The sequence below is a fragment of the Algoriphagus boseongensis genome, assembly GCF_004362805.1.
Taxonomy (GTDB): Bacteria; Bacteroidota; Bacteroidia; order Cytophagales; family Cyclobacteriaceae; genus Algoriphagus; species Algoriphagus boseongensis.
In genome coordinates, this window is sequence record NZ_SNYF01000009.1 from 64,331 (window position 1) to 90,478 (window position 26,148).

Sequence of the window (26,148 nt, forward strand, 5' to 3'; positions counted from 1 at the left end):
CTTTTTTCTGCATCAAGTAACGATTGTATGGGTCATTTCGTTACGGCAAAATAAGCCAATTTGAATGATTTATTGTTTATTTCAGGGTATGCGAAAATTTGGATTTCTTTTTTTAGTTCTTACAACTCTTATTGCTTTCTCGGCTTTTTCACAGACAGATTCTCTGGTCTATTCTTTTGGGAAAAAGTCCACAACTCTACCGGCTTCCTATATTTTGACAGGTAAAGTAACGATCAAAGATTCCGGGGAACCTTTGGCTGGAGTCGGGCTGCATGTGGATGGACTCTTTTCTGGAGTAAGTACGGATAGGTTTGGTACGTATTACATCAACATTCCCCCAGGCAACCATAAAGTCACTTTTCGGCATATTTCACATATTCCGATTTTTACAGAAATCAATCTCTACGACAATGGAGTGATTAATCTGGAGATGACTGAGAAAAATTTCGAGCTTGAAGGGGTAGTGGTGATGTCCGATGAACCCGATAGAAATGTGCGTGAACCCATCACAGGAATTACCAAACTCACAACCCGAGAGCTCAAAGCCATTCCGGCCTTCCTTGGAGAGGCGGATATTTTCAAAGGGCTACAGCTTTTGCCGGGGGTTTCTTCAGTTGGGGAAGGTACTTCAGGGATCAATGTTCGAGGAGCCAAAACGGACCAAAACCTGCTTTTGATGAATGAGGCCTTGGTGCTGAGTTCCAACCATGCCTTGGGATTTCTTTCTGCTTTTAATACCGATGTCACAGAGACTTTTACCCTTTACAAAGGCAATCTTCCTTCTACTTTTGGAGGACGTGCAGGATCGGCTTTGAATATTCTGATGAGGCCCGGAAGCATGGAAAGTTGGGGAGGTCAGGCTGGACTGGGTACTTCCAATGGAAAGCTTTTGCTGGAAGGGCCTATCCTGAAAGATAAAGTGAGTGTGATTGTAGGAGGTCGGATTTCCAATGTGAATTGGTTGTTGAATCAAAGCAGAGATTTGGACATCCAAAATAGCCGTCTCAATTTCTATGATGGATATCTGGGGCTGAATTGGAAAATTGCCCAGGGACATACCCTGGAATTCAACACCCTAATGACTAGAGATGAGTTTCAGTTTTCTAATCAGTTTGGCTACGAATGGGAAAACCGAGTTAGTTCACTCCGTTACAAAGGAATTTTAGGAGAAAATCTATCGCTCAATGCGCTTATTGCGGATGGAGATTTTGATAATGCATTTTTGGATCCTGAAGGAGTGGAGGCAGCGAAGGTCCAAAATGGAATGACTTACCAGCAGGGAAAAGTTTATGCCACTTGGGCAAATGAACAATTGGCTATCACCGGAGGACTGGAAGCCATTCGCTACAATGGAAAACCAGAACGATTGAATCCATTTGGTGAAACCTCGGCAGTCCAACCCGAGCAAGTGGGAAAAGAGCAGGGAATTGAGGCTTCCGGATTTATTTCTTTGGAATATGAATTGGGAGAAAATACAGGTTTCGTGGCTGGATTGAGGTATTCCACTTATTCCCAATTAGGGACTGATACCGTGTACCAATACAATCCGAATGCTCCGATCAGTGAGAGTGAAATTGTGGGTCAGACGCCTTTTTCTTCAGGAAAAATCATTTCCTACTCCGGGCTAGAACCTAGATTTTCTCTTCGACAAAATCTTACTTCCACAGCTTCTCTCAAGCTGAGCTACGCCAGATTATTCCAATACGTGCAGTCTGTTTCCAATACGTTTGGTCCGACTCCTATTGATTTGTGGCAGTTGAGTACGACGTACATTCCTCCCCAGCGCTCGGATAATTTCTCTTTGGGGATATTCAAAAACTCGGAGGATAATACATGGGAGTATTCTGTGGATGCTTTTTATCGGATAGGAAGCAATCAAGTGGAATACCGGGATTTTGCCAATATTTTCCTGAATCCGCACATGGAGACCGAGTTGGTATTTGGTGAAGGAAAGGCTTATGGGGCGGAATTTATGATCAAGAAAAACCTTGGAGTGGTCACCGGCTGGTTGGCATACACGTATTCCCGCTCTTTTTTCAGATCCCAAAGTGAGTTTGAAGATGAGCAGATCAATCAGAATGAATGGTTTCCATCCAACTATGACAAGCCTCATGAGGTTAATTTTATCCTCAGCCGAAAGATGTATCCCCGAGGCATGTTCAACTTTACCGTAAATTATTCCACAGGCCGTCCAGTCAGTGCGGTGAATGCTTCCTATTTATTGAATGGAGGGCTGCTGGTTCCGGATTACTCAGAAAGAAACAAATACCGAATCCCGGATTATTTCCGGGTGGATGTCTCCTATACGGTTGAGAAGGTCTTTTCCAAGAAAGGGGATAGCCTCAATTTCAGCATTTATAACTTGTTTGGAAGGCGAAATGCCTATTCTGTCTTTTGGCAAAAAGACGGGGATTCTCAGAAGTTGAGACCGTATCGCTTGGCAATTTTGGGATCCATTTTCCCATCGATCACTTATAGCATTCAGTTTGGAGGTGCAAATGAATAAGCTTAGAATTTTCGTCCTTGTCCTTCTCTTTTTGGGTTTTAATTCCTGCGTGGATCAGATCAGTTTTCCTTTGGAAAAGCCGGAAACCGAGCGACTCATCGTTTCTGGACTTTTCACAAATCTGGATGAGCCGCATACGGTATTTTTAAGCCAAACCACTTCTCAAGCAAGAGAGCCTTTATTTACAGGTGGGTTTTTTACACTAAATGATGAGCCAAGACCAGTTAGAGGTGCCATCGTAAGGTTGGTTGTTCCGTCCTTGTCCACTTCCTTTAACTACAATGAAATCAGACCCGGGGAGTATGAATTGGGGAAAGTGGGCATAACTCAAGAGGGATTGGAGTATTATCTTCAAATAGAAATCCAGGGGAAAACCTACCGATCTGTTCCTCAAAAAATGCCAGAGCTGATTGGTTCGGATGAATTGAGCGTAGCAGTGGAGCGAGCAAGGCTGGAGGATAATCCAGATGCTGCTTTGGCAATAATTAGCACAGCATACACTTTGCCAGAGGTAGTTGGGGGCTATTACCTGAGATGGACAGTGGATGAAGCTTATTTCTGGGATTTGACCTTTTTCCCCAATCCTTTCAATAAACCTCCTCCCAATTGCATTGTTTTTGGTTTTCCTGATCCGGAGCGGATTACCTTAGTCAATGGAGATTTATTGAATCAAGCTGGCGCAAAAAGCACCCAAATCGTCGCCAAGCGCCTGATCGATCAGTCCTTCTTGAGCCGTCACTATTTCAATGTGCGCCAACTCAGCATCACCAAAGAAACCTACGAGTACTGGAGAAAAGTAAGAGAACTGGTCAATAACACTGGCTCGGTATTCGATTCTCCTCCGGCACCAATTCGGGGGAATATCTACAATGTTTCTGATCCTGATGAGGTGGTTTTGGGCTATTTTGAGGTGGCAAAAGCTAGTGTAGAAAGAATCTATACGACTCGGGCCGATATTCCTTTTTTCATTGAAAAAGAATGCGAATATATCCCGGGAAAATCTGCCCAGCTCTACGAACCTACCTGCTTAAGTTGTTCTGTTTTTCCTCGAAGCCAGGAGCCATTTCCAGAATGGTGGTTTGATCAGTAAAATAAAACCCCTCCCGAAATCTTTCAGGAGGGGTTTTTCTATGGACTATAGTCAATAATCTATGGGCTAATCACTTCTTCTTCCCCATATAATCCACCACCAAATAGCTGAGGGATTTTACTCCCAACACAAATCCATCTTCCTCAATATGGAACCCGGGGGTATGGTGAGAAGGGACTTTAGCTGGATCTTCCCCCTTTTTCATCGCGCCGAGCATCATGAAAAAACCAGGCTTTGCTCTTTGGAAAAAGCTAAAGTCTTCTGCTCCTGTGATAGGATCCATGATGACCACATTTTCTGAGCCAATCGCCGCCTGTAAGGAAGGAATGGCTTGGGCGGTAAGCTCGGGCTGGTTTACTGTAGAGGGATAAAGTTTTCGAATGTTTACATCGGCTTTAGCACCTGCACTTTCGGCGATATTGGTAATGATTTCGGTAATTCTTTTATGCACCAAAGCCTGCTGCTCGTCTCCGAAAGTTCGAATGGTTCCGATCATTTCTACTTTCTCCGGAATGATATTGTGACGGATACCTCCATGAATTGCTCCTACAGTTACTACCGCTGGGTTTTGGGTAATATTGACGCTTCTGGATAGAATGGTTTGAAGACCGAGGATAGCTTGAGCGGAGGTGACGATTGGGTCTACGCTGGACCAAGGAGAAGCTCCGTGCGCTTGTGTTCCGGTAATGGTGACATTTAGATCATCTACAGCAGCCATGAATGGACCTGATCGATAACCAATCTTCCCAGTTTCCAATTGAGATTGGATATGAAGTCCAAAGATGGCATCCACATCCTCCATTACACCCTCTTCCACCATTTGCTTAGCTCCAAAAGTGGTGACTCCCGGTTCATAGATTCCTTCTTCAGCTGGTTGGAAAATAAATTTCACCGAGCCTTCCAATTGGTTTTTCATCCCTGCTAAAACCTCAGCCACACCCATCAAAATCGCCACGTGGGAGTCGTGCCCGCAAGCATGCATCACCCCGGTTTCCTGGCCATTGTAGGTCGAGGTATTGACGGATTTAAAGGGAAGGTCGTTTCTTTCGGTTACCGGTAGGGCATCCATATCGGCGCGAAGTGCGACCATAGGACCTGGTTTCCCACCTTTTAGAACTCCCACGACACCAGTGACTGCTACGTTTTCAGTGACTTCCATGCCCAAAGCGCGAAGATGATCTGCCACGATCTTAGCGGTTCGGAATTCTTTATTCCCCAATTCAGGGTATTTGTGAAAATCACGTCTCCATTCGATCACTTTGGATTCGATGGCAGCAGATTTCTGATCGATTTCTGGGCGTAGTTTGGATTGGCCTAAGGCAGTAATGGAAAGTAAGAAAAGAGGTAGAATTAGCTTTTTCATAGGATTCTGTTTGGTAGGTTTAAAAATAGAAAAAATCTCGCCCGAATATGGAATTAAAATAAAACCCCTCCTGAATTCCCTAAAGAATGGTTTTTCTGTGGTTTGCCGACCAAATTCTAAATCGAATCCGGACTAAATTGGATAATTCTAAACCACATAGACACATAGAAAATTAAGACAAGGATGCTCAAAGGGTCTCCCTATATGTCCTTATGTCTCTATGTGGTTTAATCCAAAAAATAAATTAGGTGAAAATCAGATTCTTATTAAATTTCTTTTAGTTCGCTATTGACTTTTTAGTTGGGGGGGGTATTTTCCGATAACTAATTTAATTTTTATGAAGAATACTTTTAAACAGGGCCTTTCTGGGGCCGTATTCTTGATGGCCATTTGGTCGTGTACTTTGGAGGAGATCGAGACTCCTCAGCAATCGGCAATGCTTGATCCTATTCCATTGGCTCAGGCATTTTATGAAACGGAGAAGCCCAAGCAGGGGAATTTCTACGGTAGAATTACTTCTGATTTGGAGGTTTTTCCACATTGGGAGGGAGCGAAGAGCTATTCGGATGGAAGAATTCTGATTGTTCCGGCACATCGGAAGGTAAAAGCGACCTATGCCCAGGGATATCTAAGAAGACTCGTCTTTCAGGTGGATGAATCTGGCGAAGTCATCCGCGGAGGAATCTTAGAAATCGCAGGAAAAGACGGAGATTTTCTTTTGGACAATGAGGAAGTGCTGATCGAAGGATTTCTCTCCGGTGTGAAATCTTCCCAACTGACCTATTTGTGGTCTGATTTTGGTTCCAAGCCCTTGGACGGAATGCAGGCCAATGGACGGACCGTCGAGCGATCGATAGATCGGCTGCTTAATTCCAGAAAAGGAACCGAAGGATTCAGCTTTGAGAATTGCATCGATTGGTACTGGGTGTACAGCATTGGCGGGGTAGTGGTCTATGAAGAGTACAGCCATACGACTTGTGGGGGGGAAGGATGTGGAACTGGTGGATTACGTGTTACCAATCAAAACGATGCCTGCTTAGATGATGGTACGAATGGAGGGGGAGGAGATGGAGGTCAGATAACCTATAAAATTGAAAACAAAGTCCAGAATCCTTGCATTTCAGGACAAGTGGACAAAGCAGTTGATTCTCAATTTAAAAACCAAATAACCAATTTGATTAATAATGCATTTGGACAAAGCGAGAAATTTAACATTCTATTGGAAGACATGGATCTCAATGATAATTCAAAAGACGGAATCACAGGGACATCTTTTACAGATATGGCTGTAACCTTTACAATTACAATAAATTCAGGAGTATTAGCTTCTTCCTCCCAGGAATATATTATGATTACAGTTTTTCATGAATTGCTCCATGCTTAAATGAATTATTTAGGTATTAATATGTCATCAAATTCAATAGATCATGTAAATATGGCTAATTCATACCTTACCTTATTAAGCCAAGCATTAATGGAACATTTTGAGATTGGAGCTGTAGATGCCTACCATTTGGCTTGGGGAGGATTGCAAAATACTCATAAATGGTCTGAATTATCCCAAACACAAAAAGACCATATCGCTGAAACAAATCAAAAATACCGGTCTGGAGTTAAAGGCAATAAATGCAATTAGAAGATTATGAAAATAAGATTATGTTTAAAATTAGGTTTGATAATTTTTCTTAGTTCGTTAAATCAAGTTCAATCTCAATCCTTTGAGGAGGATCAGTTTTACGCAGAATTAAAGAAAATAGTATCTAAGACAGCGATGCTTAATCCATTTGATTCCACTGGGAGAAAATATATTAGTTTTTCCTATGAGTTGAGAATTGGAAATGAGGCAAGAGTCAAAATAAGTGAAGATGCACCTTGGGGGGCGAAAAATAGAATAGAGAAATTAGGAGACGATTTGGTTAATTATATTGAAAGCCTAGGAAAGGGATTTGATAATGAGTTGATCATTATTTATCCCGTGCTTTTTAATTTTGACTATTTGATGGATGATTCAAATAGTTTAGGGGCTGCAGTCCAATCTTTGATTAAAGGTTCGGACCTGAAGAATTGCCCCAGAATTGAGGCGCCAATTTATGTGGTTTCGAAAAAATCAATTGTAAACTAGAAGTCAAAACTATTAGGTAAAAACCCTCTCAAATCTTCTGGGAGGGTTTTTTCTTTGAACTAAAGCCCGTAATCCTGTAAACAAACCAAACCAGGACTTTAATCAGTGCAATAAATAAGAAACCATATAGCCACATAGAATACATAGACTATGTGAACCTATGTGTCTATGTGGTTTAATCCTTTTTTGAAATCGAAAAAAGTTCTTTTGCAAATCCTAAAATAAGGGTTTCTCTATAGTTTAAATTCGGTGGTCTATGGTCTGTCGACCGTTGATCAAAAAATAAATTAGTTTAAAGTCAGGGACTTACTAAATTTCTTTTAGTTTGCTATGGACTTTTTAGTCATAGGGGAAGGGTGTTCTCCGTTAACTAATTTAATTTTTATGGAGAAAACAGAAATACCTTTTGCCATGAGAATAAATAGTCCAAAATGATACATGAGGAATTCCAAAATGTCCAATACAAGTCATACAAATAGCCAAATATTAGAGAAGATCAGGTTCATTTTCATTCTTTCAGTGATTTCTATGTTTTGCTTCAGCTGTACTTCAAGGGAAGAAAAAGAGATCAAGGAGCTGATGAATGCCGTATTTGAATGGGAACTTAATCGGGGCGAAGAAGTCATCGTGTTTGCGGAAGCGGAGGAGAATTGGGAAATCCCTTGGCTAGACTCTTGTTCGGTAGAAGGCATACTGAGTTTGCAAAGTGACTTCCATTATAAAGTTTTGTTCAAGGATGTGTTCACAGAAGCAGACGCAGAAAAGATTTGCAGGGAAGGAAAGCAAGCTTTCCGATTCCAACAGGATATGTTTCCGGCAGGAGTGAAAGTCTCTTCTGAAAAGGGGAGGTACGACAGTTTGTCAAATGCCTATTAAAATGCTTTAGGTAAGCCGGAAGTAGTCGAACTTGATATGGAATTGAAGAAATACATGAGCTATAAGACTATTTCCAAACCTGTGTTTTTGCAAGATTACCAATATGCATTTCTATATGTTTTTAGTGAAGGAACCGGGCTTTTGATATATAAAAAGCAGAATAATAAGTGGGTTCATTACTTTACCAGTACTTTGATGCTTATATAGTAGAAATATTAGAATAGGATTAGGAGAAAGATGAAGAGAGTTATAGGGATTTTATTGGTTTTCGTTTCAGTTTTTTCTTCTTGCGGAAGCGGATCTGAAGAAGATTGTTTCACACTCTCTGAACTTTCTGATCAGCAAAGCCTAGATACTTTACTTATTGCCTCACCCAATCGAAACTCAATCTATCATGCCGAACTCCGATTTTCAGGAGAGGTTAAAGACACCATAAGTATTGCCTTTGAATCAAATTTTCAGCTGAAGCTGGCACCAGGAAAATATGATTCCTTGATTTACAAAGGAGATTGGTATGGCGATCCGATGGTGGTGAAAACTTCAGGAGGGGAAGGTAGTGTTGGTGAGTTTTGCGCAAGGTTTTTTTATTAAAAAATTAGAAACCCCCTCCTGAAATCCTTCAGGAGGGGGTTTCTATGGACTATGGTCTATAATCTATGGTCTAATCACTTCTTCATCCCCATATAATCCACCACAAAGTAGCTTAGTACTCGCATCCCAAGGACAAATCCTCCCTCGTCAATGTAGAAGTCAGGGGTATGGTGGGAAGGAGTTTTGGTAGGATCTTCCCCTTTTTTCATCCCTCCCAAACCGATAAATAATCCGGGTTTTTCCCGCTGATAAAAGCTGAAATCTTCTGCCCCGGTTACTGGGGGATTGTAGTTGATGTTTTCTTTTCCAGCGGCAGCTTCCATGGAAGCAACCATTTTGGAAGTGAGTTCTGGATCATTGACCGTGGAAGGGTAGAGCTTTTGGATATTCACCTCGGCTCTAGCTCCGGCACTTTCGGCAATATTCGTTGCGATCTCAGTGATTCGCTTGTGAACCAAAGCCTGTTGCTCGTCACCGAAGGTTCGGATCGTTCCGATCATTTCTACTTTCTCCGGAATGATATTGTGACGGATACCTCCGTGAATAGCTCCCACAGTGACCACGGCGGGGTTTTGGGTGATATTGACACTTCTGGATAGGATGGTTTGAAGTCCTGTTACAATTTGTGAGGAAGTCACAATCGGGTCCACACCGGACCAGGGAGAAGCTCCGTGGGCTTGAGTTCCATGGACGATGATTTCCAGGTTATCCACTGCAGCCTGAGCAGGACCGGAACGATAGCCAATTTTCCCCACTTCGGTCTGGGAAGAAATATGCAAACCGAAAATCGCATCCACATCTTTCATTACGCCTTCTTCCACCAGTTGCTTGGCTCCCCAAGAAGTAACTCCGGGTTCATATATGCCTTCTTCAGCAGGCTGGAAGATGAATTTCACCGAGCCTTCCAATTGATCCTTCATTCCTGCCAGGACTTCTGCCACGCCCATCAGGATGGCCACGTGAGTATCGTGTCCGCAAGCATGCATGACGCCGGTTTCCTGTCCATTATAAGTGGTGGTGACGGTAGACTTGAAAGGTAAATCAACCCGTTCAGTAACAGGAAGGGCATCCATATCCGCTCGAAGTGCGACGGTTGGTCCGGGTTTGCCTCCTTTTAAGACACCGACTACGCCAGTCACGGCCATTCCCTCGCTCACTTCTATTCCCAAGGAGCGAAGATGATCGGCTATTTTCTTGGCAGTTCGGACTTCGTTATTGCCGAGTTCCGGATGTTGATGGATGTCCCGTCTCCATTCGATCACTTTGGATTCGATGGAAGAGGCTCTTTGATCAATGGTTGGGCGAAGTTTACTCTGCCCAAAGGCTGTTCCGCTTACCAGGAGTAAGGGTAAAATAAGTTTTCTCATAAGGTCTGGAGGTTGAGCTGGTGATTGACGAATGATTATGCTGTTGAAAAATAAAACAGAAGCTTTGAATTTCCTTGGCCAATTTGATAAAAAGCAGGGGAGGGAGAACTTTTGGGGTTGATTTTGCTTTAGATAAAGGAGTATTCATAAACTCAAAGCGGGATTTTCGGAGATCAAATCCCCCTTACCACCTTAAAAAGGGGGAATTAGCTTACGTTGATCCTCCAGTCCTGAATGGGTAAAATACTGTCTTAGATTTTAACTAGTTGAAAAAGTAAAAATGGAATTGAAAAATAAAATTGCCGTAGTCACCGGAGTCAGCAAAGGAATTGGCTTGGAAGTGGTGAAACTTTTGGTAGAAAAAGAAACAATTGTAGCTGGTTGGGGAAGAACTCAGCCGGATTTCCAGCATCCGAATTTTCATTTTTTCACCTGTGATGTTTCCAATGAAAGCAGTGTGGAAGTTGCCTACCAGGCGACCCTTGCCAAGTTGGGGGCAGATATTAGAATTCTGGTGAATAATGCAGGTTTTGGCGTTGCAGGACCTTTTGAAGAAATGAGTTCAGCCGATTGGAAATCCATGTTTGACACGAATGTGCATGGAATATTTTACGTGAGTAAGCGCTTGATTCCTGCCATGAAAGCTGCAGATGAAGGACATATTCTTAATGTAGCTTCAATTGCAGGCTTGAATGGGGTGGCCAATTTTGCTGGCTATGTAGGAACCAAGCATGCTGTGCGAGGAATTTCCCATTCTATGTACATGGAGTTGAGGGATTTTGGAATTAAGGTTTCTACAATCTATCCGGGCTCTGTTCAGACCAATTTCTTCGATGAGATTCCTGGAATGAGGGCTCATGAAAACATGATGCGACCTCAGGATGTGGCTTTGACGATTGTCCAGACTTTGGAAACCCACCCGAATTACTTTGTGGCGGATGTGGAGTGCAGACCTTTAAGACCGAAAGGGAAGAAGCAGTAATCAGAAGGCAGTAGGCAGTAAACAGTGGGCAGTAATCAATTCTGCCAACTGCTCACTGAAATCTGCTCAATGAAACCTTGCCTTTCCCCCCTCATTTCCTATTTTTGCCCAAGACCTGACCAAAGGGGATTTTACCCCTGCCATGCGGGTGATTTTCTCTTTGGTCCTTCTTTTTATGTCACTCGAAGTCTCCCGTCTCAGTAAACTTTATGGTTCCCAGAAAGCACTGGATGAAGTAAGCTTTTCAGCTGCTCCGGGGAGAATATTGGGTTTTTTGGGGCCAAATGGTGCCGGAAAATCCACCACCATGAAAATCATTACAGGATACCTTGAAGCTGGTGGGGGCGAGGTGAAGGTTTTGGGAATTAATGCCCTCGAAAACCCCAAGAAAGTAAGCCCAAGCATAGGCTATTTACCGGAGCACAATCCTTTGTACTTAGACATGTACGTGCGTGAATTCCTTGAATTTTCGGGAGGAATCTATGAGATGAAACCAGCGGATATCAGAAGAAGAGTTGCCGAATTGATCCAGAAAACCGGACTCCAACCTGAGCAACACAAAAAGATCGGACAGCTTTCGAAGGGTTATAGACAGCGGGTTGGTTTGGCAAGAGCCTTGATCCATGATCCACAAGTGGTGATTTTGGATGAACCCACCACAGGATTAGACCCTAACCAGTTGGTGGATATTCGAAACCTTATTCGTGAAATAGCCGCCAATAAAACCCTGATCCTTTCCACCCATATCATGCAGGAAGTAGAGGCTATTTGTCAGGATGTGGTCATCATCAACAAAGGAAAAATTCTGGCGGCAAGTCCTCTTTCTGAGCTTAAGGCTGCTTCTTCTCAGACCGAATTGATTTTGGAGACTGAAGAGGAAATGGAATTGGACTGGTTTGAAAATCTGGGAAAAGCTCGATTCGGGGCCAAAGGAAAAAAGGAACTGATTTTAGAAACTTCCGATCCTGCAGAATCAAGAAAGATTCTCATGCAGGTGATTGCTTCCAAAAACCTCAATTTGACGAGTTTGAATCAGGGAAGAAAAAACCTTGAAACGCTATTTAGAGAAATCACCCAAGCCCAATGAAAAGCCTGTTTTTCAAAGAAATCAATGCATTTTTGGGTAGCTTGACCGGTTACCTGATCTTGATTTTGTTTTTGGTTGCTTTGGGTTTGATCGTTTGGGTTTTTCCGGAAAGTTCGGTTTTGGACTACGGCTTTGCTGATTTGGAGTCGCTTTTTTCCTACACTCCTTACGTGTTTACATTCCTGATTCCTGCCATTTCCATGCGGACTATAGCTGAGGAGAGAAAGAATGGCACTTGGGAATTGTTAAAAACCTCCCCTCTTTCACTGATTCAGATCATTTTGGCCAAGTATTTTGCCTTATTAGCCTTGGTGATTTTGGCAGTCTTGCCCACCCTTTTGTACGCGTTCTCCATCAGTCAGCTGGGAGATCCTCCAGGAAATCTGGATTGGGCTGGCTTTTTCGGAAGTTGGATAGGACTACTGATGATCGGGGCGACTTTTGCAGCAGTGGGATTATTTGCAAGTTCATTGACTGCACAGCAAGTTGTAGCTTTTGTATTGGGAGTCTTTCTTTGCTTTGTCCTTTATTTTGGATTTACTGCCTTGTCAGAAATGCTCACAGGCGAACTCGCCTACTGGGTGGAGGAACTCAGTTTGAGTTACCATTACATCAGCCTCAGTCGGGGAGTGGTGGATAGCAGGGATATTTTCTTCTTGCTGGGAATGATTGGATTGTTTTTGGGTGCCTCATTTTTGACTTTGAAAAACAAATGAGAAAGAGTCCTATCCGTCGTTTGCTGTCTTTTTTGATACTTCTGGGAGGAATTTTGCTCCTGTTTCTCCTTGCCCAGTTGGTACGATTCCGATTGGATTTGACAGAAGAAAAGCGATTTTCCCTTCATCCAGCTACCAAAGAATTATTGAGCGAGCTGGATCGACCCTTGCACGTGGATATCCTGCTGACTGGGGAAAATCTGCCCGGGGGCATGCGTCGACTCCAAAAATCCATCGAGGAAACAGTACGAACCTTCAATGCCTATTCGGCTGAAAAAATCACGGTTTCTTATTTCGATCCGCTTTCTGTGGTAGATTCTCTGAAGGAAGATTTCATCTATACCTTGGCGGATTACGGAATCAACCCGACCAATCTTTTTGTGAATCAGAATTCCGGTCAGCAAGCCCAATTGATCTTCCCCGGTATTTTGGTCAGTGATGATGAGTTTGAAGTTGGTGCTTTGGTGTTGAAAGGGGAGTTGGGTATGAGTCCCGATCAAATTCTCAATACCTCCATAGAAAACCTCGAATTCGAACTGAGCAATGCTATTCGTAAGCTGGTGAATCCCGAACAGGGAGCAATTGCGATGGTCATTGGCCACGGAGAGCTTTCCGAAGATGAGGGATATGGCATGGTGGAAGCGCTGGATGGGCAATTTGAGCTTTTCAAAGTTCCTTTGGAACAGGCCAAAACCGTAGCTGATTTGAAATCATTCGGAATCCTTTTGATCCTTGGGCCTAAGTCTAGCTATACAGATCGAGAGCTTTTCCTTTTGGATCAATACGTGTTGGGAGGTGGGAATTTGGTTGTAGCAGCCGAAGGAGTAGAGGTTGATCTTAGCCAGGCTGCCGGAGAGGGTACGGTTTCTTTTCCTTTGGAAAATGAGTTGGACCGATTGCTTTTTCGCTATGGAATACGGATCAATAAGGACCTGATTCAAGATTTGAACTTTGGATACCTTCCCATCATGGGAGGTAATTTTGGCAATCAGGAGCAAATGGTTCCTTTGCCTTGGCCCTATTATTTTAACGCAGGAAGGGTATTTCCTCATCCAATTACCAAAGGATTGGATCAGGTTAATTTCAGATTTGCCAGTAGTTTGGATACCGTTTTGGCACAGGGAATCCGAAAAACTCCTTTGATATTCGGGTCCGATAATTCCAGAATTCTTCCCGCTCCTTCTCGAATTGCCTTTGCAGATATGCAGCAGGCACCGGATGTAGAGGCTTTTGGCTTGAAAAATTTGCCATTGGCCTACCTCTTGGAAGGCGAGTATACTTCGCTTTTTAAGAATAGATTTCGACCAGATGAATTTGCTCAAGCGGATTTTCTGGAATCGGGATCAGGGAAAGTTGTTGTATTTGGCGACGGATCAGTTTTTCAGAGCCAAAGCAGCCTTCAGGGTAACCAGCCTCTCACTTTGGGCGAAGATCCATTTGCTCAAACAACTTATGCAAACAAGCAGCTTCTCCAGAATTTGGTCCAATACCTGATCGACCCGGATGGGATAATCGCCTCACGGGAAAGGAGTTTGAAGATTCGTCCATTGAATCGGATCAAAGTTTCTGAGCAAAAGTCTTTTTGGCAGATACTCAATATTGGTCTTCCGATTTTGATTTTGGGAATAATTGGAGGCACAGTTGTCCTTTTGAGGAAAAGACGATTTAGCCAAAAAGCTAAAAGCTGAAGCTGAAATTTAATTAGAGAAATTTTCCAGGAAAGGGGAGAGCGATCCCTCGAATTTGCATTTTATTTCTAAATTTACCCCATTGGTTAAAATTTACAATTAAGCCCTACGATATGAAATCGAGCATGAGGAAGAACTTCTAAGGAAGTGATTGTTTTAGACCATGCGAGATTCCATATGGCCCTAGATAAAAACTAAAAACATATGAAATTTATTGTTTCCTCTTCTGCTTTGCTGAAGCAGCTTTCGGCCATCAACGGTGTTGTCACTACCAATCCGGTAGTTCCGATTTTGGAAAATTTCCTTTTCGAGATCAAAGACTCCGAATTGACCATTACAGCTTCCGATTTGCAGACTTCCATGATGACACAAATCCATGTGGAGGCGAAAGAGGATGGAAATATTGCTGTGCCTGCAAGGATTTTGATCGAGACCTTGAAAAATCTACCAGAGCAGCCGGTTACTTTCAGCATCGACCATGATACCTATGCTGTTGAAATTAGCTCCGATAATGGCCGTTACCGATTGGCTGGGGAGAATGCGACTGACTTCCCGAAAATCCCGACAGTAAGCAATGCTACTTCCGTGGATATGTCTACCGAGGTTCTTTCTTCGGCGATTGCAAACACAATTTTCGCAACTTCCTCGGATGAGTTGAGACCAGCTATGACTGGTGTTTACATCAACTTGAGTCCTACCAATACGACTTTCGTTGCTACGGACGGTCACCGTTTGATTCGTTACAGACGAGTGGATGTGGCTTCTTCTAATGGAGCAAGCTTGATCATCCCAAGAAAAGCCTTGAACCTACTGAAGTCTACTTTACCTTCTGAGAATGTTCCAGTATCTGTGGAATTCAACCAAAGCAATGCCTATTTCAAGTTTGGCAACATCAAAATGATCTGCCGTCTGATTGACGAAAGATTCCCGGATTATGAAAATGTAATTCCTGTAGATAACCCGAATAAGATGACTATCGACAGAGCGGAGTTGTTGGGTTCATTGAGACGGATTGCGATTTATGCCAATAAGACTACCCATCAGGTTCGTTTGAAATTGACAGGAAGTGAATTGATGATTTCTGCTGAAGATTTGGATTTCTCTAATGAAGCCAACGAAAGACTTTCCTGCGATCACGAAGGTGAAGACATTGAAATCGGATTCAATGCGAAGTTTTTGGTAGAAATGCTCAATAACCTAAGCTGCAAAGAGGTGAGCCTGAAGTTTTCTGCTCCTAACCGTGCAGGTTTGATTTTGCCAGTTGAGCAGGATCCTAATGAAGATATCCTGATGTTGGTGATGCCGGTGATGTTGAACAATTACGTATAATCTTGACCACAACCATAAAACGAAAGCCCGAATCATTGATTCGGGCTTTTTCGTTAGCTCTTTTTGATGTCTCTCAGCATCTTCAAATACAAACCTTCCACTCTTTCCCTTGCCCAGGGAGTTTGTCTGAGAAATTTAAGACTGGAACCCACAGAAGGATTGTGGGTAAAACAGCGGATAGGTATTCTTTCCCCAAGTTCTTTCCATCCGTAAAATTCAATCAGCTGCTGAAGCATGGCATCCAGGCGGACACCATGCAAAGGATTGTTGGGTTGAGAATTTTCAGGGTTTGAAGTCAAAATCGTTGTTGATTAATGAGTTTTGGGCTTTTGTAAAACCCCATTTTTATTCGGTAAAGATAAGGCAAAGAGTCGTTCACAATTCCGGAGCTATCTGGATGATTCAATCTTGAGAGTCTGGATTAATTTGAAAGTAGCCGATTCTTCCATTTCGACATTCCAAAAGAACTGAACCCCCTTTATTCTGGTCCCAGATCTTTTGAAGTTCCTCCAGGGTGTGGATTTTTTTATCATTGGCTTTAACAATCAGTTCTCCCAGTGGCCATTCCATTTCATCTGCCTGTGAACCCTGGTAAATGTGCGTCACAGCCAGCATCGGCTCATCCTGATCAATGGTTTTCAACATTTCGATTTGCGCATGCGGATCGAATTCTTGAATAGCCTGAATTATCTCGAAGCTTAAGGGCTGGATGATCATGCCAAAAACCTCTAGATAATTTCTTTCACTAAGTAAAGGATTGGAGATGATTCCTTTTTCGGGATTCCGCATGGCATGCGCCTTGGTGGTTTTTATTTCTCCGTTTCTTAGATACTTTATCTCCACTTCCTCGCCAATTGGCACCAGTTTCATGACATCAAAAATGTTTTTGTGTCGGTATAGACCCTCCTTCCCGATAACAATCCCATGCCGATCAAATTCCACATTGTTGATGGAAAGAATCACATCTCTTTGCTGAATCTGGGCTGCTTCCAAAAATCCTTTTGGAATAACCTGAGACACGATCACTCCTTTGGCACTTGACTGTTTTAGGAGAGGGTTAAAATTTTCAGCATTCTTCTGGAGTTTTCCTCCTATGTCTGCAAAATGAGGCTCATTGAGTAGCAGAAGGTTTTCGATGATGATTTTCACGAAACTCGCCGGAGTGATAAAACCTATATTTTCGGCATCAATCATCACCGCGGTATTTAGACCTACGACTTTTCCATCCTCATTGATGCTTGGACCTCCTGAGTTTCCCGGATTTATCGCAGCATTGGTCACAAATCTTTCGGTGGTAAATTCCGAACCCGAAATGAAATTTGTGATTTCCCCACCGGTAATATTAGGCTCAACCATGCCTAATGGGTAACCGATCGCCTTAATAGCCTCTCCTCTTGAAGGGCTTGTTCCTTCCCGAAGTTCAAGGTATTCAATAGGTTGGATAGCAAGTTTCTTGAACCGAATCAGCTCTTTTTCGGTCAGTTTGATTAAGGCAACATCAGGTTCCAGTTGTTTTACCAAGCCAACGACCTCAGCTTCAAATCGTTCTTCACTGGTCAGCATAGAACTGATTTCCACTTTCACAGAGTTTCTTACGACATGTGCGTTAGTGACAATGTAACCTTCTAGCTTTTTGTATTTTACAAAAAATCCCGAACCAGTCCATATGCCCGGGATTTTTATGGAGGGATTTAATACTGACTGAATGTCCTCTTCGATATACCCTTCAACATGAATTTGAACGACACCGCTCATCATTTGCCGGGCAACATCAGTGAGTTTGCGTTTAGCTTTTGTCATGGTTACCTCAAGTAAATGAATCGAATGATTAATGACAAGCTAAAAGCGGGATCGAACATTTTCAGCATTAGTTGTTCGGCTGGATTAAATCCCAAAGATTACCATACAAGTCTTTGAACACAGAAACGATTCCATAGGCCTCTTGAGCAGGTTCTCTAATAAATTCCACACCCTTAGAAGTGTAATTTTCATAATCCCTATAAAAGTCATCGGTATATAAAAATAAGAAAACCCGACCTCCGGCTTGAAGTCCTATTTGAGCAATTTGGGCTTCATTAGCGGCTTTGGCTAAAAGTAAATGGCAGGAAGATCCCGGTGGTGATACCCTGACCCAGCGCTTGGTTTCACTCATTGGAGTGTCTTCAAGAAGTTCAAAACCCAAAACCTGGGTGTAATATTGGATCGCTTCGTCATAGTCTTTGACGAGAAGTGAGATTTGTCCGAGTTGTTGCTTCATCACTTCTTCCGCTCTCCTCTAAATGTACCATTCGGCTGGATAAAGCTTACAGCTGTAATCTCACCCTCTTTTTCCTCAAACTTCACTTTGAAGCCTTCCAGTATTTTCAAGCTAAATTCGTGTTCTCCGATATTCACCAATTCATATTCGGGTTGGCTGGGAACTAGGGCGAAAAGCTTTTCATTTTTGATATAAAACTTCACCTCCTGAACGCCCATCAGCAAATAGGCTCCCTCGTACTTTTTCAGATCATCTACAGAAACTTCCAGAGCTTTCGGTGTGCGCTTGAATTCAATGGGATCGAGGGTAGGTTCAAAAGCCGCGTTCAACCCAGAGATATCTCCAGTCATATTGCTGACAAACTGAAACTTGAATGGATTATCCCGATTGGGTTTCCCTTGGTAGATCAGAATCATGTCAAAAACATCGTAATGCTTGTGGTCTAAAAATCCACCCAGAAGGCCAGTTTGCACAAAAAGGGTGTCATTCTTCAGCGTGATTTCCATTTTTCCATAGCCCGGATTGTCATATGATCCGGTGTAGTCGATCTTAGTATGTGAAGGCTTGGTATTGGAAATAGCTGTGGAATCCGCTTGGGCTTTTGCTTTGGCTTGAGCTTCTTTCGCTTCCTCCAATCGCTTCACTGCCTCTCCCAACCAATCTGCAGCTTCCAATTTGAGCATCTTATCGGCTACCATATTGCGGACTACTCCAGGGAGCGCCGAACCGTTTTGATTGGTCAAAACCATAATCCCTAAACTATCTGTAGGGAAAAAAGAAGCCGATGCCGAAAATCCGTCGATATTACCTCCATGCTCTACTCGGTAGTGACCTCGGTAGGAAGACAAAAACCAGCCATAGCCATAATTCGAAAAATGGGCATCCGGATGCTCCTTTGAAGGAGTTCCTGCAGATACCACCATTTGGGCACTCATGGCTTCCTTGACGTAGTCTTCAGGAATGATTTGTTCTCCTTTGAATTTTCCACCATTGATCCAAGTGATCAACCAGTTTGACATTTCGAAAACACTGGAATTGATCGCTCCTGCTGGTCCCATGGCGGCGATATTGTAGTAGTCCATTCGAGTGGTTTTCCCTTCTAGATCCACTGAATAGCCAAAGGATTTATCTCCGTCCTTCTCCAGTTCAGGAATTCGGAAATTACTTCGGGTCATCCCCAATTTGTCAAAAAAGAGCTCTTTTACGTTTTGCTCCCAGCTATCGCCCGTAATTCTAGCGCCTATTTCTCCTTGGAGGAAAAACATCCAGTTGTTGTAATACCACTGCTGTCGCAATCCTGTGAAAGGTTCTTGAAACTCTAATCGTTTGATCAATTCGGACTTGGATTCTGAAGGAAACATAAACCAGGAAAAGTCATGCCTAGGCAAGCCAGTTCGATGGGCCATCAAATCCTTGACGATGATTTGCTCATTCATCCATGACTCTTTGAACCGCAGTTCGGGGATGTATTTTCCCGGTCTTTCGTCAAAGTCGATTTTTTCATCTTTTCTCAAAACCCCCAAAACTGCTGAAGTGAAAGCTTTGGAAGAAGAGCCGATGGCGAAAAGCGTGTTCTCCGTTACCAGAACCTGATTTTCGAAGTCCTTATAGCCAAATCCTTTCGCATAGACAATTTTATCCTTTTGAACAATGGCCACCGCAAAACCTGGTGCCTTTAAGGCTACTCTGGCCTTTTCAAGTTCGGTGTCGAGGGTTTTAAAAACATCTTGGGTTTTTTGAGAAAAGGCATTGACGGATAAAAACCCTACAAAAAGTACTGCAAGTAAAATTCGTTTCATGGTTAGCTAGTTTTTTTCAATATACCGCAGATGGAAGAGAAAAAAAAAGCTCCTGTTAAGGAGCTTTTCACTTAGGCATTTTCTAATGTCCTTCGGACTTGATCCAGATTGACCCGAACCTCTTCGATGGTTTCCCATTCCCGACCTCGCTCTCCATGCTCAATTCCCACATAGCCATGATAGTTATGCGCAAGTACGATCTTCATCATTCGTTCATAGTCCAGACCGGTTTCACGACCCTGATCATCCCAAACAGTCGGCTTCAAACTTACCCCTTTTGCATAAGGCATCAGTTCATCTACACCTCGATAGGAGTCGTAGCTCAAGATTCCATTTGCATCTCGCTTCATGGCAAAATTTCCAAAATCAGGAAGGGTTCCTGCTCGTGGATGGGCAGTTTGCTTGATCAGTTCAGCCAGCCATTTTCCGTTGGAAGAGTATCCCCCATGGTTTTCGATGATGACGTTAATCTCGAAATCATTCGCGAATTCACAAATTCTCCTCAAGGTAGAGCTACAAACATCAATCGCCTCCTTTTCCAATTTCGGATCTTGGCTAAAAGGCACCGCCGTGTAAGCATTTACCCGTATGGCATGGCAACCTAGGAACTTGGCAGCCTCTACCCACTTCTTGTGATTTTCTACGGTTTGTCTTCTTTCATCAGGAGTGGCAGCACCCAATTGCCCTTCTCCATCGACCATGATGAGTACATTGGTCACTCCCTCTCCATCCGATCGAGTTTTCATTTCTTGAAGATAAGCCTTGTCTTGAGCTTTGTCCTTGAAAAACTGGTTGACATACTCCACGGCTTCGAAGTTGTGCTTCTTAGCCTCGACGGCAAAGTCCAGATTATCCATTTTTCCACCAAAAAGCAGGGGATTGAGTGACCACTGTGCCAAAGAGATTTTAAAAATCGGGTCTGCTTTTGTTTTTGCCATGGCAAATTCAGGTAATCCAAGCCCTAAAGCTGCAGCTGCCAGGCCTGTTGTTTTGAGAAAGTTTCTGCGGTTTTGCATAAGGTTGTTTTGGTTGGGTTAAAAATTAGGAGTAATAAGTTAAGATTTTTATTTCTAAAAATCAGAGGATTATATTTCCCATCCAGACCGATACTCACGAATCAGGAATTGGTTGGCTGATTCATCATTGGTGATATTGACCAGATTGGAATCGAATTCTACCTTTTTTCCGGCCCTCAAAGCAACAGCTCCTAGATTGATGGTATCTGTGATGCACTGGGCTCGGGTAAAACTGCCCGGAGTCTGCTTGCCTTCGAGCATGGACTCTACCCAAGAATCTCTCATCCGTTCAACCTCCCTGGAATTGATCCTCTCCGAATCTCTTCCCTGCATCTTGGTTGATTCTGGAAGTAAGACTGGGTTTTCCCCTCGGAAACCTCCCAAAATTTTCCCCTTGGTACCTACGATCATCAGTCCTTCCTCGGGAGTATCTTTTCCATCTACTTCCAGTTCTTCACAGGCAAAAGGTTTCATGCCTCCGTCATACCAGAAAAGGTCAAAGGCTGGAAGTGAAGCTTGGGCCGGAAACTGCCATTTAATGGTGCAACTTGCGGGAAAGGCCACGTCATTTTTTACCCATTGGTAGACCTGATTGATTTCTTCTCTTGTGGTCGTGCCAAAGGCTCTTGCTGAGAGTGGACTTCGATTTATTCCCAGAGTTTCAAAAAGTGGAAATAAGCTGTAGTGCCCCATGTCCGCCACAGAACCTCCCCCGAATTCATACCAGCCTCTGAAGACATTGTGTGTATAATTTTTATGATAAGGAAGATTTGGGACAGAACCCAGCCAGAGTTCCCAATTTAAGCCCTCAGGGATGGGTTGAGATTCTGTGGGTTTTTTGGTCCATTGTTGCCAAACAGGCCTATAAGACCAGTTGTGGATTTCTTTTAATTCCCCAATCAATCCCGCATCCATCCAAGCTTTGATCTGTCGGTATTCGGGGCGATCTGACCAGGCTAGTAGATGGGTGACCAAGCCGGAGTCCTTTGCTTTTTGAATCACTTTTCTTCCTTCTAGCAATCGGTTGGCGATGGGTTTGTGCGTGACCACATGCATTTTGTTACTCATTGCTGCTAAGGCAATAGGGGCATGAGTATGATCAGGAGTCATGATTTTGACTGCATCAATTCCTTTTTCTTTAGCAAAAAGCTCCCGATAATCTTCATAAGATGCACATCCTTTATATTTCCCGGAAGGTTTGTTTTTGGAGTAGAATTTTTCCACATACTCCTGACCGATATCTCTACCGCCAGGAATTCCGGGTTTTCCTTCCCACCATGTTTCATCCCCGATCGTTTTTCGGATATCATCCCGGATACCGTAAGGAGACCAGTCAAAGTAATCCGTTGAAAATTTGTTCACATCACATACTGCCACCACTCGGACTTTAGGGTTTTGGAGCAATGATCCCATTTCTCGTAAGCCTTGAGTTCCACAGCCGATATTCGCCACAGCTAATTGGTCGGATGGGGGGATTTTACCCAAACCTGCAATCACATTGGAGGGTACAATGGTAAATGAGGCGGCGAAAGTAGCTGCTGAACTTAAAAAATCTCTTCGGTTGATTTTTGGGATATTGTCCATGGGGTATCATGTTGTCAAAAAGAAATTTAACCAAAAAATCTCTAATCCCTTATTTTGAATGCGTAATGATTTGCAAGTCAGGGGAGTAAAGGAATGTAAAATATTCTGAAAAGTTTATCTTGTAAAATACAACCCAAAATCCCCAAGTTCATGCGAATCTTCCTTGCTGTATTTTGTCTCGCCCTTGTTTTTTCTTGTTCAACTAAACAGCCTGAGGTAAAGGAAATAAGCTATCCCGAGCGGCCCAATATTGTCTGGATCGTGGTGGAAGATATGTCACCTGAGCATTTGGAAACCTATGGAGGAACCGGTGGAAAGACTCCTAATCTGAACGCTTTAGCAGCTGAATCTTTGCAATATCAAAATGCATTTTCCACGGCAGGAGTTTGCGCACCCAGCAGGGCGGCATTGATCACCGGAGCTTACCAAACTTCCATCGGGGCCATGCATATGCGGACCTTGGGAATGTCTGCCAATGCCCTAGATGCCTATCCTCCGGGTTTTAAAAGTTACTCAACTGTGCTTCCTGAAGGGATGTGGCCCTATCCGGTTCATTTGCGAATGGCTGGATATTATGTGACCAACAATGTTAAGGAGGATTATCAGTTTAGAACTCCGGTTGTGATGTGGGATGAAAGCAGCAACAAAGCCCATTGGAGAAATAGAAAAGATCCCAATCAGCCTTTCTTCTCCATTTTCAATTTTACCACCACCCATGAATCTCAGGTTTGGGCGAGAGAAGGTCAGGACAGCTTACTAGTTGATCCAAAGGATGTAAAAGTGCCTCCTGTTTACCCAGATGATTCCCTTACCCGAAGAACTCTGGCTCGCTTCATTACCAATGTGATGCGAATGGATCAGCAAGTTGGAGAAGTGATAGCGCAACTGAAAGAAGATGGCTTGTACGAGAATACCATTATTTTCTTCTATTCCGATCACGGGGATGGAATGCCTTATTTCAAGCGGGAGTTATACGATCGGGGATTGAAAGTGCCACTTTTGGTGAAAGCACCTTGGTTGGAAGGGGGGACGAAAACAGATGAATTGGTCAGCTTTGTGGATTTTGGACCGACACTACTTTCTCTGGCAGGAGTACCAATTCCTGAATCCATGCAGGGGCAGGCTTTTTTAGGAGAGCAAAAAGCAGAACCGCGAAAATACATTTATGCTGCCCGTGACCGAATGGATAGCGAATACGATAGAGTGAGAGCTGTTTCGAATGGGAGGTTTAAATACATCCGAAACTATATGCCCGAAAAACCCAACTATCAAAATATTCAATATCGACTTCAAAATCCATTGATGGGTCACCTGTTGGAATTGAATGAGAAAGTACAGCTCAATGAAAATCAAGCCCGCTGGTTTGCTCAAAGCAAACCCGATGAAGAACTCTATGACACTCAATCCGACCCTTGGGAATTTACCAATCTGGTAGGTAATCCAGAATACGCCGAAAAGCTTGCTGAGCTACGCAAAGCGCACGAAGATTGGATAGCCAAGTATGGTGATATGGGTGCAATGAATGAAATGGAAATGGTAAGGAATTGGTGGAATGGAGCTGAAAATCCACCGGTCACTGCAGAAGCTGAGGTAAGTTTTGCCGATGGTAAAGTCACCTTAACTTGTCCTACCCCTTCAGCACTGATCGGCTGGCGAAAGTCCAGTGGGGATGCTTGGAAGATTTACAATGGGCCTTTTGAGGCGACAGCAGGAGATTCACTGTATGTGAATACCCATAGAATTGGGTTTGAGGCTTCTGAAATTTCTCTGGTAATTCAATAATTCATTTTCAGACATGAATCAGCGCTTGCTTAATCTTTCAGTTTTTGTGATTCTTTTCTTTAATGGGCTTTTTGCCTCAGCTCAGGAAAATATGCTTTGTCAGGGAGCTTATTGGACTGAGGATCAAGCAGAGCTTTTTATGAAAGAAACAGGCTCTTCCTGGATCAATCGAATGGAATGGGAAAAGAGGGCTGAGCTGATTAAGAAGGGTATGATCCAAGGGATGAAACTGGATCAAATGCCTGAAAGGAATACTCCATTTAATACTATCATCCATAGTACTCGGGAAATGGATGGATATATTGTCGAAAATATCGCCATTGAAAGCTTTCCCGGATTTTTCATCACAGGTAATCTGTATCGCCCGCTTAATCCAGCTCCATTTACAAAAAGTCCCGCCATTTTGAGTGTGCACGGACATGGAAATGACCCGAGATTTGGAGAAAGTATGCAAAAACGAAGTGCTGCGTTTGCAAGAATGGGTGCGGTAGTTTTTGCCTATGATATGATTGGATATGGAGACTCTAAGCAGGTGGATCACAAAATTCCAATCGCCCTTACTATCCAAACTTATAATTCTCAAAGAGTAATTGATTATTTAATTTCTCGACCAGATGTGGATCCAGAGCGAATTGGTGTTACTGGAGAATCAGGTGGAGGAACCCAGACAATTCTAATTACAGCGATTGATTCGAGGATAAAAGTTTCAGCTCCGGTGGTGATGGTGTCTGCTTACTTTTTTGGTGGTTGCACCTGCGAAAGTGGAATGCCGATTCACAAAAGCGATTACCATCAGACCAATAATGTAGAAATCGCTTCCTTGGCGGCTCCAAGGCCTTTATTGCTGGTTTCTGATGGGGGAGATTGGACAAAAAACACTCCTGTTATTGAATTTCCATATGTCCAGAAGGTTTATTCTAATTATGGGGCTTTGAGCAAAGCAGAGAATGTTCACCTTCCGGGAGAGCGACACGATTATGGGAAAAATAAAAGAGCAGCCGTGTATAATTTTCTTGGGAATTATCTGGGGTTAAATCCGGGGAAAATCCCTTACCGAGATGGATATGATGAAAGCTTTGTTACCTTACTCTCACCGGATCAATTGCGGGTTTTTAATTCGGAATATCCTGTTCCGGCTACTGCGCTTCAAGGAGATGCATCGGTGATCGAATACCTTAGGCTGAATTAACGAGGCGGCATTTTCAACTTATGTAACTGAAACCTTCCACCTCTTAGGATATTGAGGTCGATATGCTCTCCAATTCCATCCAAGCTGCCTTTTTCAGAAAATTGCCAGATCACCCAGTTTTCTGTTTCAGGTTCATAAATAGGATTATAATTGGCTACCCAAATCGGGTACTCATCGAATCCTTGATTATGAAGCACTTCCCAAAAGAATCGATCTCCAGTGTAGATCATGGGTTTTACACCATAATGATTTTCCACAATCCTGAGCCAGTTTTTAATTCCCTCTCTTAATTTTTCCCGGGATTGAATCGTGCTGTGCTTTTCAATGTCTAAAACAGGAATTAAATCTCCGGATTGAAGTTTGACTGTTCGAATAAAATTTTCCGCCTGCTTGGTACTGTTTTCATTCGGGCGATAATAATGATAGGCTCCTTTCACCAGTGGGAGTTTGCTGGCTTCTTTCCAATTTTGCTTAAACCTCCGATCCATAGCATCAGAGCCCATAGTTGCTCGGATCACTAAAAATTCAACGGGACGATTTTGAAGTTGGAATTGAAGCTTGGAAAAATTGATTTTACCCTGATATTCAGAAATATCTATACCCAAAATTCCGTCTGGGAAATTCTCAAAGACCTGTTCAAATTTGTAAGACTCAGTCCATTTTGGACTTGGGCCTTTATAGTCGGAAAGTTCTTTTTTGATCCACTTTGAATAGCGAATAGTTATGAAAATTCCACCCACAAGGCTCAGGGAAAGCAACACTATCACCCATGTCCAGGAGCTGGAATTACGTTTTGGAGGCATG

23 protein-coding genes are annotated in these 26,148 nt (G+C 43.0%); 14 read left to right on the top strand and 9 right to left on the bottom strand.

Translation table 11 applies throughout. The features are described from left to right. Positions 1-64 precede the first annotated feature (64 nt). Positions 65-2,506, top strand: a complete 2,442-nt coding sequence (locus DFQ04_RS15940; protein ID WP_133557703.1) for a TonB-dependent receptor — start codon at positions 65-67, stop codon at positions 2,504-2,506. Continuing rightward, entirely contained in the window at positions 2,499-3,596 is a 1,098-nt protein-coding gene (locus DFQ04_RS15945; RefSeq protein ID WP_133557705.1) for a DUF4249 family protein, read from the top strand. Before DFQ04_RS15940 ends, DFQ04_RS15945 begins: the two co-directional genes overlap by 8 nt. Before the next feature lie 70 nt (positions 3,597-3,666). On the opposite strand, the gene DFQ04_RS15950 is transcribed toward DFQ04_RS15945, so the two are convergent. After that, entirely contained in the window at positions 3,667-4,959 is a 1,293-nt protein-coding gene (locus tag DFQ04_RS15950) for an amidohydrolase (protein WP_133557707.1), read from the bottom strand. Positions 4,960-5,296: 337 nt separating this feature from the next. On the opposite strand from DFQ04_RS15950, the gene DFQ04_RS15955 reads away from it, so the two are divergent. From DFQ04_RS15955 to DFQ04_RS15975, 5 genes are all read left to right on the top strand, one after another. Continuing rightward, the gene (locus DFQ04_RS15955) at positions 5,297-6,343 is read left to right on the top strand and encodes a hypothetical protein (RefSeq protein WP_133557709.1); all 1,047 of its coding nucleotides are present in this window, start codon (positions 5,297-5,299) and stop codon (positions 6,341-6,343) included. Beyond that, positions 6,344-6,595, top strand: coding sequence for a hypothetical protein (locus DFQ04_RS15960; RefSeq protein WP_166637319.1), 252 nt, complete (start codon positions 6,344-6,346; stop codon positions 6,593-6,595). A 6-nt stretch (positions 6,596-6,601) separates the two neighbouring features. Continuing rightward, complete coding sequence (locus DFQ04_RS15965) at positions 6,602-7,081, top strand: hypothetical protein (RefSeq protein ID WP_133557713.1); 480 nt, start codon at positions 6,602-6,604, stop codon at positions 7,079-7,081. Between the two features lie 438 nt (positions 7,082-7,519). Continuing rightward, a complete protein-coding gene (locus DFQ04_RS15970) occupies positions 7,520-7,957 on the top strand; it encodes a hypothetical protein (protein ID WP_133557715.1) in 438 nt (145 codons plus the stop codon). Between the two features lie 237 nt (positions 7,958-8,194). After that, positions 8,195-8,548, top strand: a complete 354-nt coding sequence (locus DFQ04_RS15975; protein WP_133557717.1) for a hypothetical protein — start codon at positions 8,195-8,197, stop codon at positions 8,546-8,548. Between the two features lie 74 nt (positions 8,549-8,622). Here the strand turns inward: DFQ04_RS15975 and DFQ04_RS15980 are convergent, their stop codons facing one another. After that, positions 8,623-9,915, bottom strand: a complete 1,293-nt coding sequence (locus DFQ04_RS15980) for an amidohydrolase (RefSeq protein ID WP_133557719.1) — start codon at positions 9,913-9,915, stop codon at positions 8,623-8,625. A gap of 280 nt (positions 9,916-10,195) precedes the next feature. On the opposite strand from DFQ04_RS15980, the gene DFQ04_RS15985 reads away from it, so the two are divergent. From DFQ04_RS15985 to dnaN, 5 genes are all read left to right on the top strand, one after another. Then, the gene (locus DFQ04_RS15985) at positions 10,196-10,897 is read left to right on the top strand and encodes an SDR family oxidoreductase (protein ID WP_133557721.1); all 702 of its coding nucleotides are present in this window, start codon (positions 10,196-10,198) and stop codon (positions 10,895-10,897) included. A gap of 175 nt (positions 10,898-11,072) precedes the next feature. Continuing rightward, positions 11,073-11,984 carry a gliding motility-associated ABC transporter ATP-binding subunit GldA gene (gldA, locus tag DFQ04_RS15990; RefSeq protein ID WP_133557723.1) on the top strand — a complete coding sequence of 304 codons (912 nt, stop codon included), beginning with the start codon at positions 11,073-11,075 and terminating at the stop codon, positions 11,982-11,984. After that, positions 11,981-12,700, top strand: a complete 720-nt coding sequence (gldF, locus tag DFQ04_RS15995) for a gliding motility-associated ABC transporter permease subunit GldF (protein WP_133557725.1) — start codon at positions 11,981-11,983, stop codon at positions 12,698-12,700. Before gldA ends, gldF begins: the two co-directional genes overlap by 4 nt. After that, positions 12,697-14,388 carry a gliding motility-associated ABC transporter substrate-binding protein GldG gene (gldG, locus tag DFQ04_RS16000; RefSeq protein ID WP_133557727.1) on the top strand — a complete coding sequence of 564 codons (1,692 nt, stop codon included), beginning with the start codon at positions 12,697-12,699 and terminating at the stop codon, positions 14,386-14,388. Before gldF ends, gldG begins: the two co-directional genes overlap by 4 nt. Positions 14,389-14,592: 204 nt before the next feature. Beyond that, entirely contained in the window at positions 14,593-15,717 is a 1,125-nt protein-coding gene (gene dnaN / locus DFQ04_RS16005) for a DNA polymerase III subunit beta (RefSeq protein ID WP_133557729.1), read from the top strand. A gap of 53 nt (positions 15,718-15,770) precedes the next feature. Here dnaN and DFQ04_RS16010 read toward each other — a convergent pair whose 3' ends face one another. The 6 genes from DFQ04_RS16010 to DFQ04_RS16035 all read right to left on the bottom strand — a co-directional run bounded on the left by DFQ04_RS16010 (position 15,771) and on the right by DFQ04_RS16035 (position 22,373). Continuing rightward, positions 15,771-16,016 (bottom strand): VF530 family protein, encoded by a 246-nt coding sequence (locus DFQ04_RS16010; RefSeq protein ID WP_449353862.1) that lies wholly within the window; start codon positions 16,014-16,016, stop codon positions 15,771-15,773. A 103-nt stretch (positions 16,017-16,119) separates the two neighbouring features. Further along, positions 16,120-17,517 (bottom strand): S1C family serine protease, encoded by a 1,398-nt coding sequence (locus DFQ04_RS16015; RefSeq protein ID WP_133557733.1) that lies wholly within the window; start codon positions 17,515-17,517, stop codon positions 16,120-16,122. A 67-nt stretch (positions 17,518-17,584) separates the two neighbouring features. Then, a complete protein-coding gene (locus DFQ04_RS16020; RefSeq protein ID WP_133557735.1) occupies positions 17,585-17,974 on the bottom strand; it encodes a VOC family protein in 390 nt (129 codons plus the stop codon). Beyond that, the gene (locus DFQ04_RS16025; RefSeq protein WP_133557737.1) at positions 17,974-19,773 is read right to left on the bottom strand and encodes a serine hydrolase; all 1,800 of its coding nucleotides are present in this window, start codon (positions 19,771-19,773) and stop codon (positions 17,974-17,976) included. The genes DFQ04_RS16020 and DFQ04_RS16025 overlap by 1 nt, the downstream gene beginning before the upstream one ends. A gap of 71 nt (positions 19,774-19,844) precedes the next feature. Next, positions 19,845-20,789 carry a sugar phosphate isomerase/epimerase family protein gene (locus tag DFQ04_RS16030; protein ID WP_133557739.1) on the bottom strand — a complete coding sequence of 315 codons (945 nt, stop codon included), beginning with the start codon at positions 20,787-20,789 and terminating at the stop codon, positions 19,845-19,847. A gap of 69 nt (positions 20,790-20,858) precedes the next feature. Then, complete coding sequence (locus DFQ04_RS16035) at positions 20,859-22,373, bottom strand: Gfo/Idh/MocA family protein (protein WP_133557741.1); 1,515 nt, start codon at positions 22,371-22,373, stop codon at positions 20,859-20,861. A 150-nt stretch (positions 22,374-22,523) separates the two neighbouring features. On the opposite strand from DFQ04_RS16035, the gene DFQ04_RS16040 reads away from it, so the two are divergent. Together DFQ04_RS16040 and DFQ04_RS16045 are read left to right on the top strand one after the other, a co-directional pair. Further along, positions 22,524-24,155: a sulfatase family protein gene (locus tag DFQ04_RS16040; RefSeq protein ID WP_133557743.1), complete on the top strand. Its 1,632-nt coding sequence runs from the start codon at positions 22,524-22,526 to the stop codon at positions 24,153-24,155. A 13-nt stretch (positions 24,156-24,168) separates the two neighbouring features. After that, positions 24,169-25,344: an alpha/beta hydrolase family protein gene (locus DFQ04_RS16045; RefSeq protein ID WP_133557745.1), complete on the top strand. Its 1,176-nt coding sequence runs from the start codon at positions 24,169-24,171 to the stop codon at positions 25,342-25,344. On the opposite strand, the gene DFQ04_RS16050 is transcribed toward DFQ04_RS16045, so the two are convergent. Beyond that, positions 25,341-26,147, bottom strand: coding sequence for a glycoside hydrolase family 25 protein (locus tag DFQ04_RS16050; RefSeq protein WP_133557747.1), 807 nt, complete (start codon positions 26,145-26,147; stop codon positions 25,341-25,343). The genes DFQ04_RS16045 and DFQ04_RS16050 overlap by 4 nt on opposite strands. Between the last annotated feature and the right edge of the window lies 1 nt (position 26,148).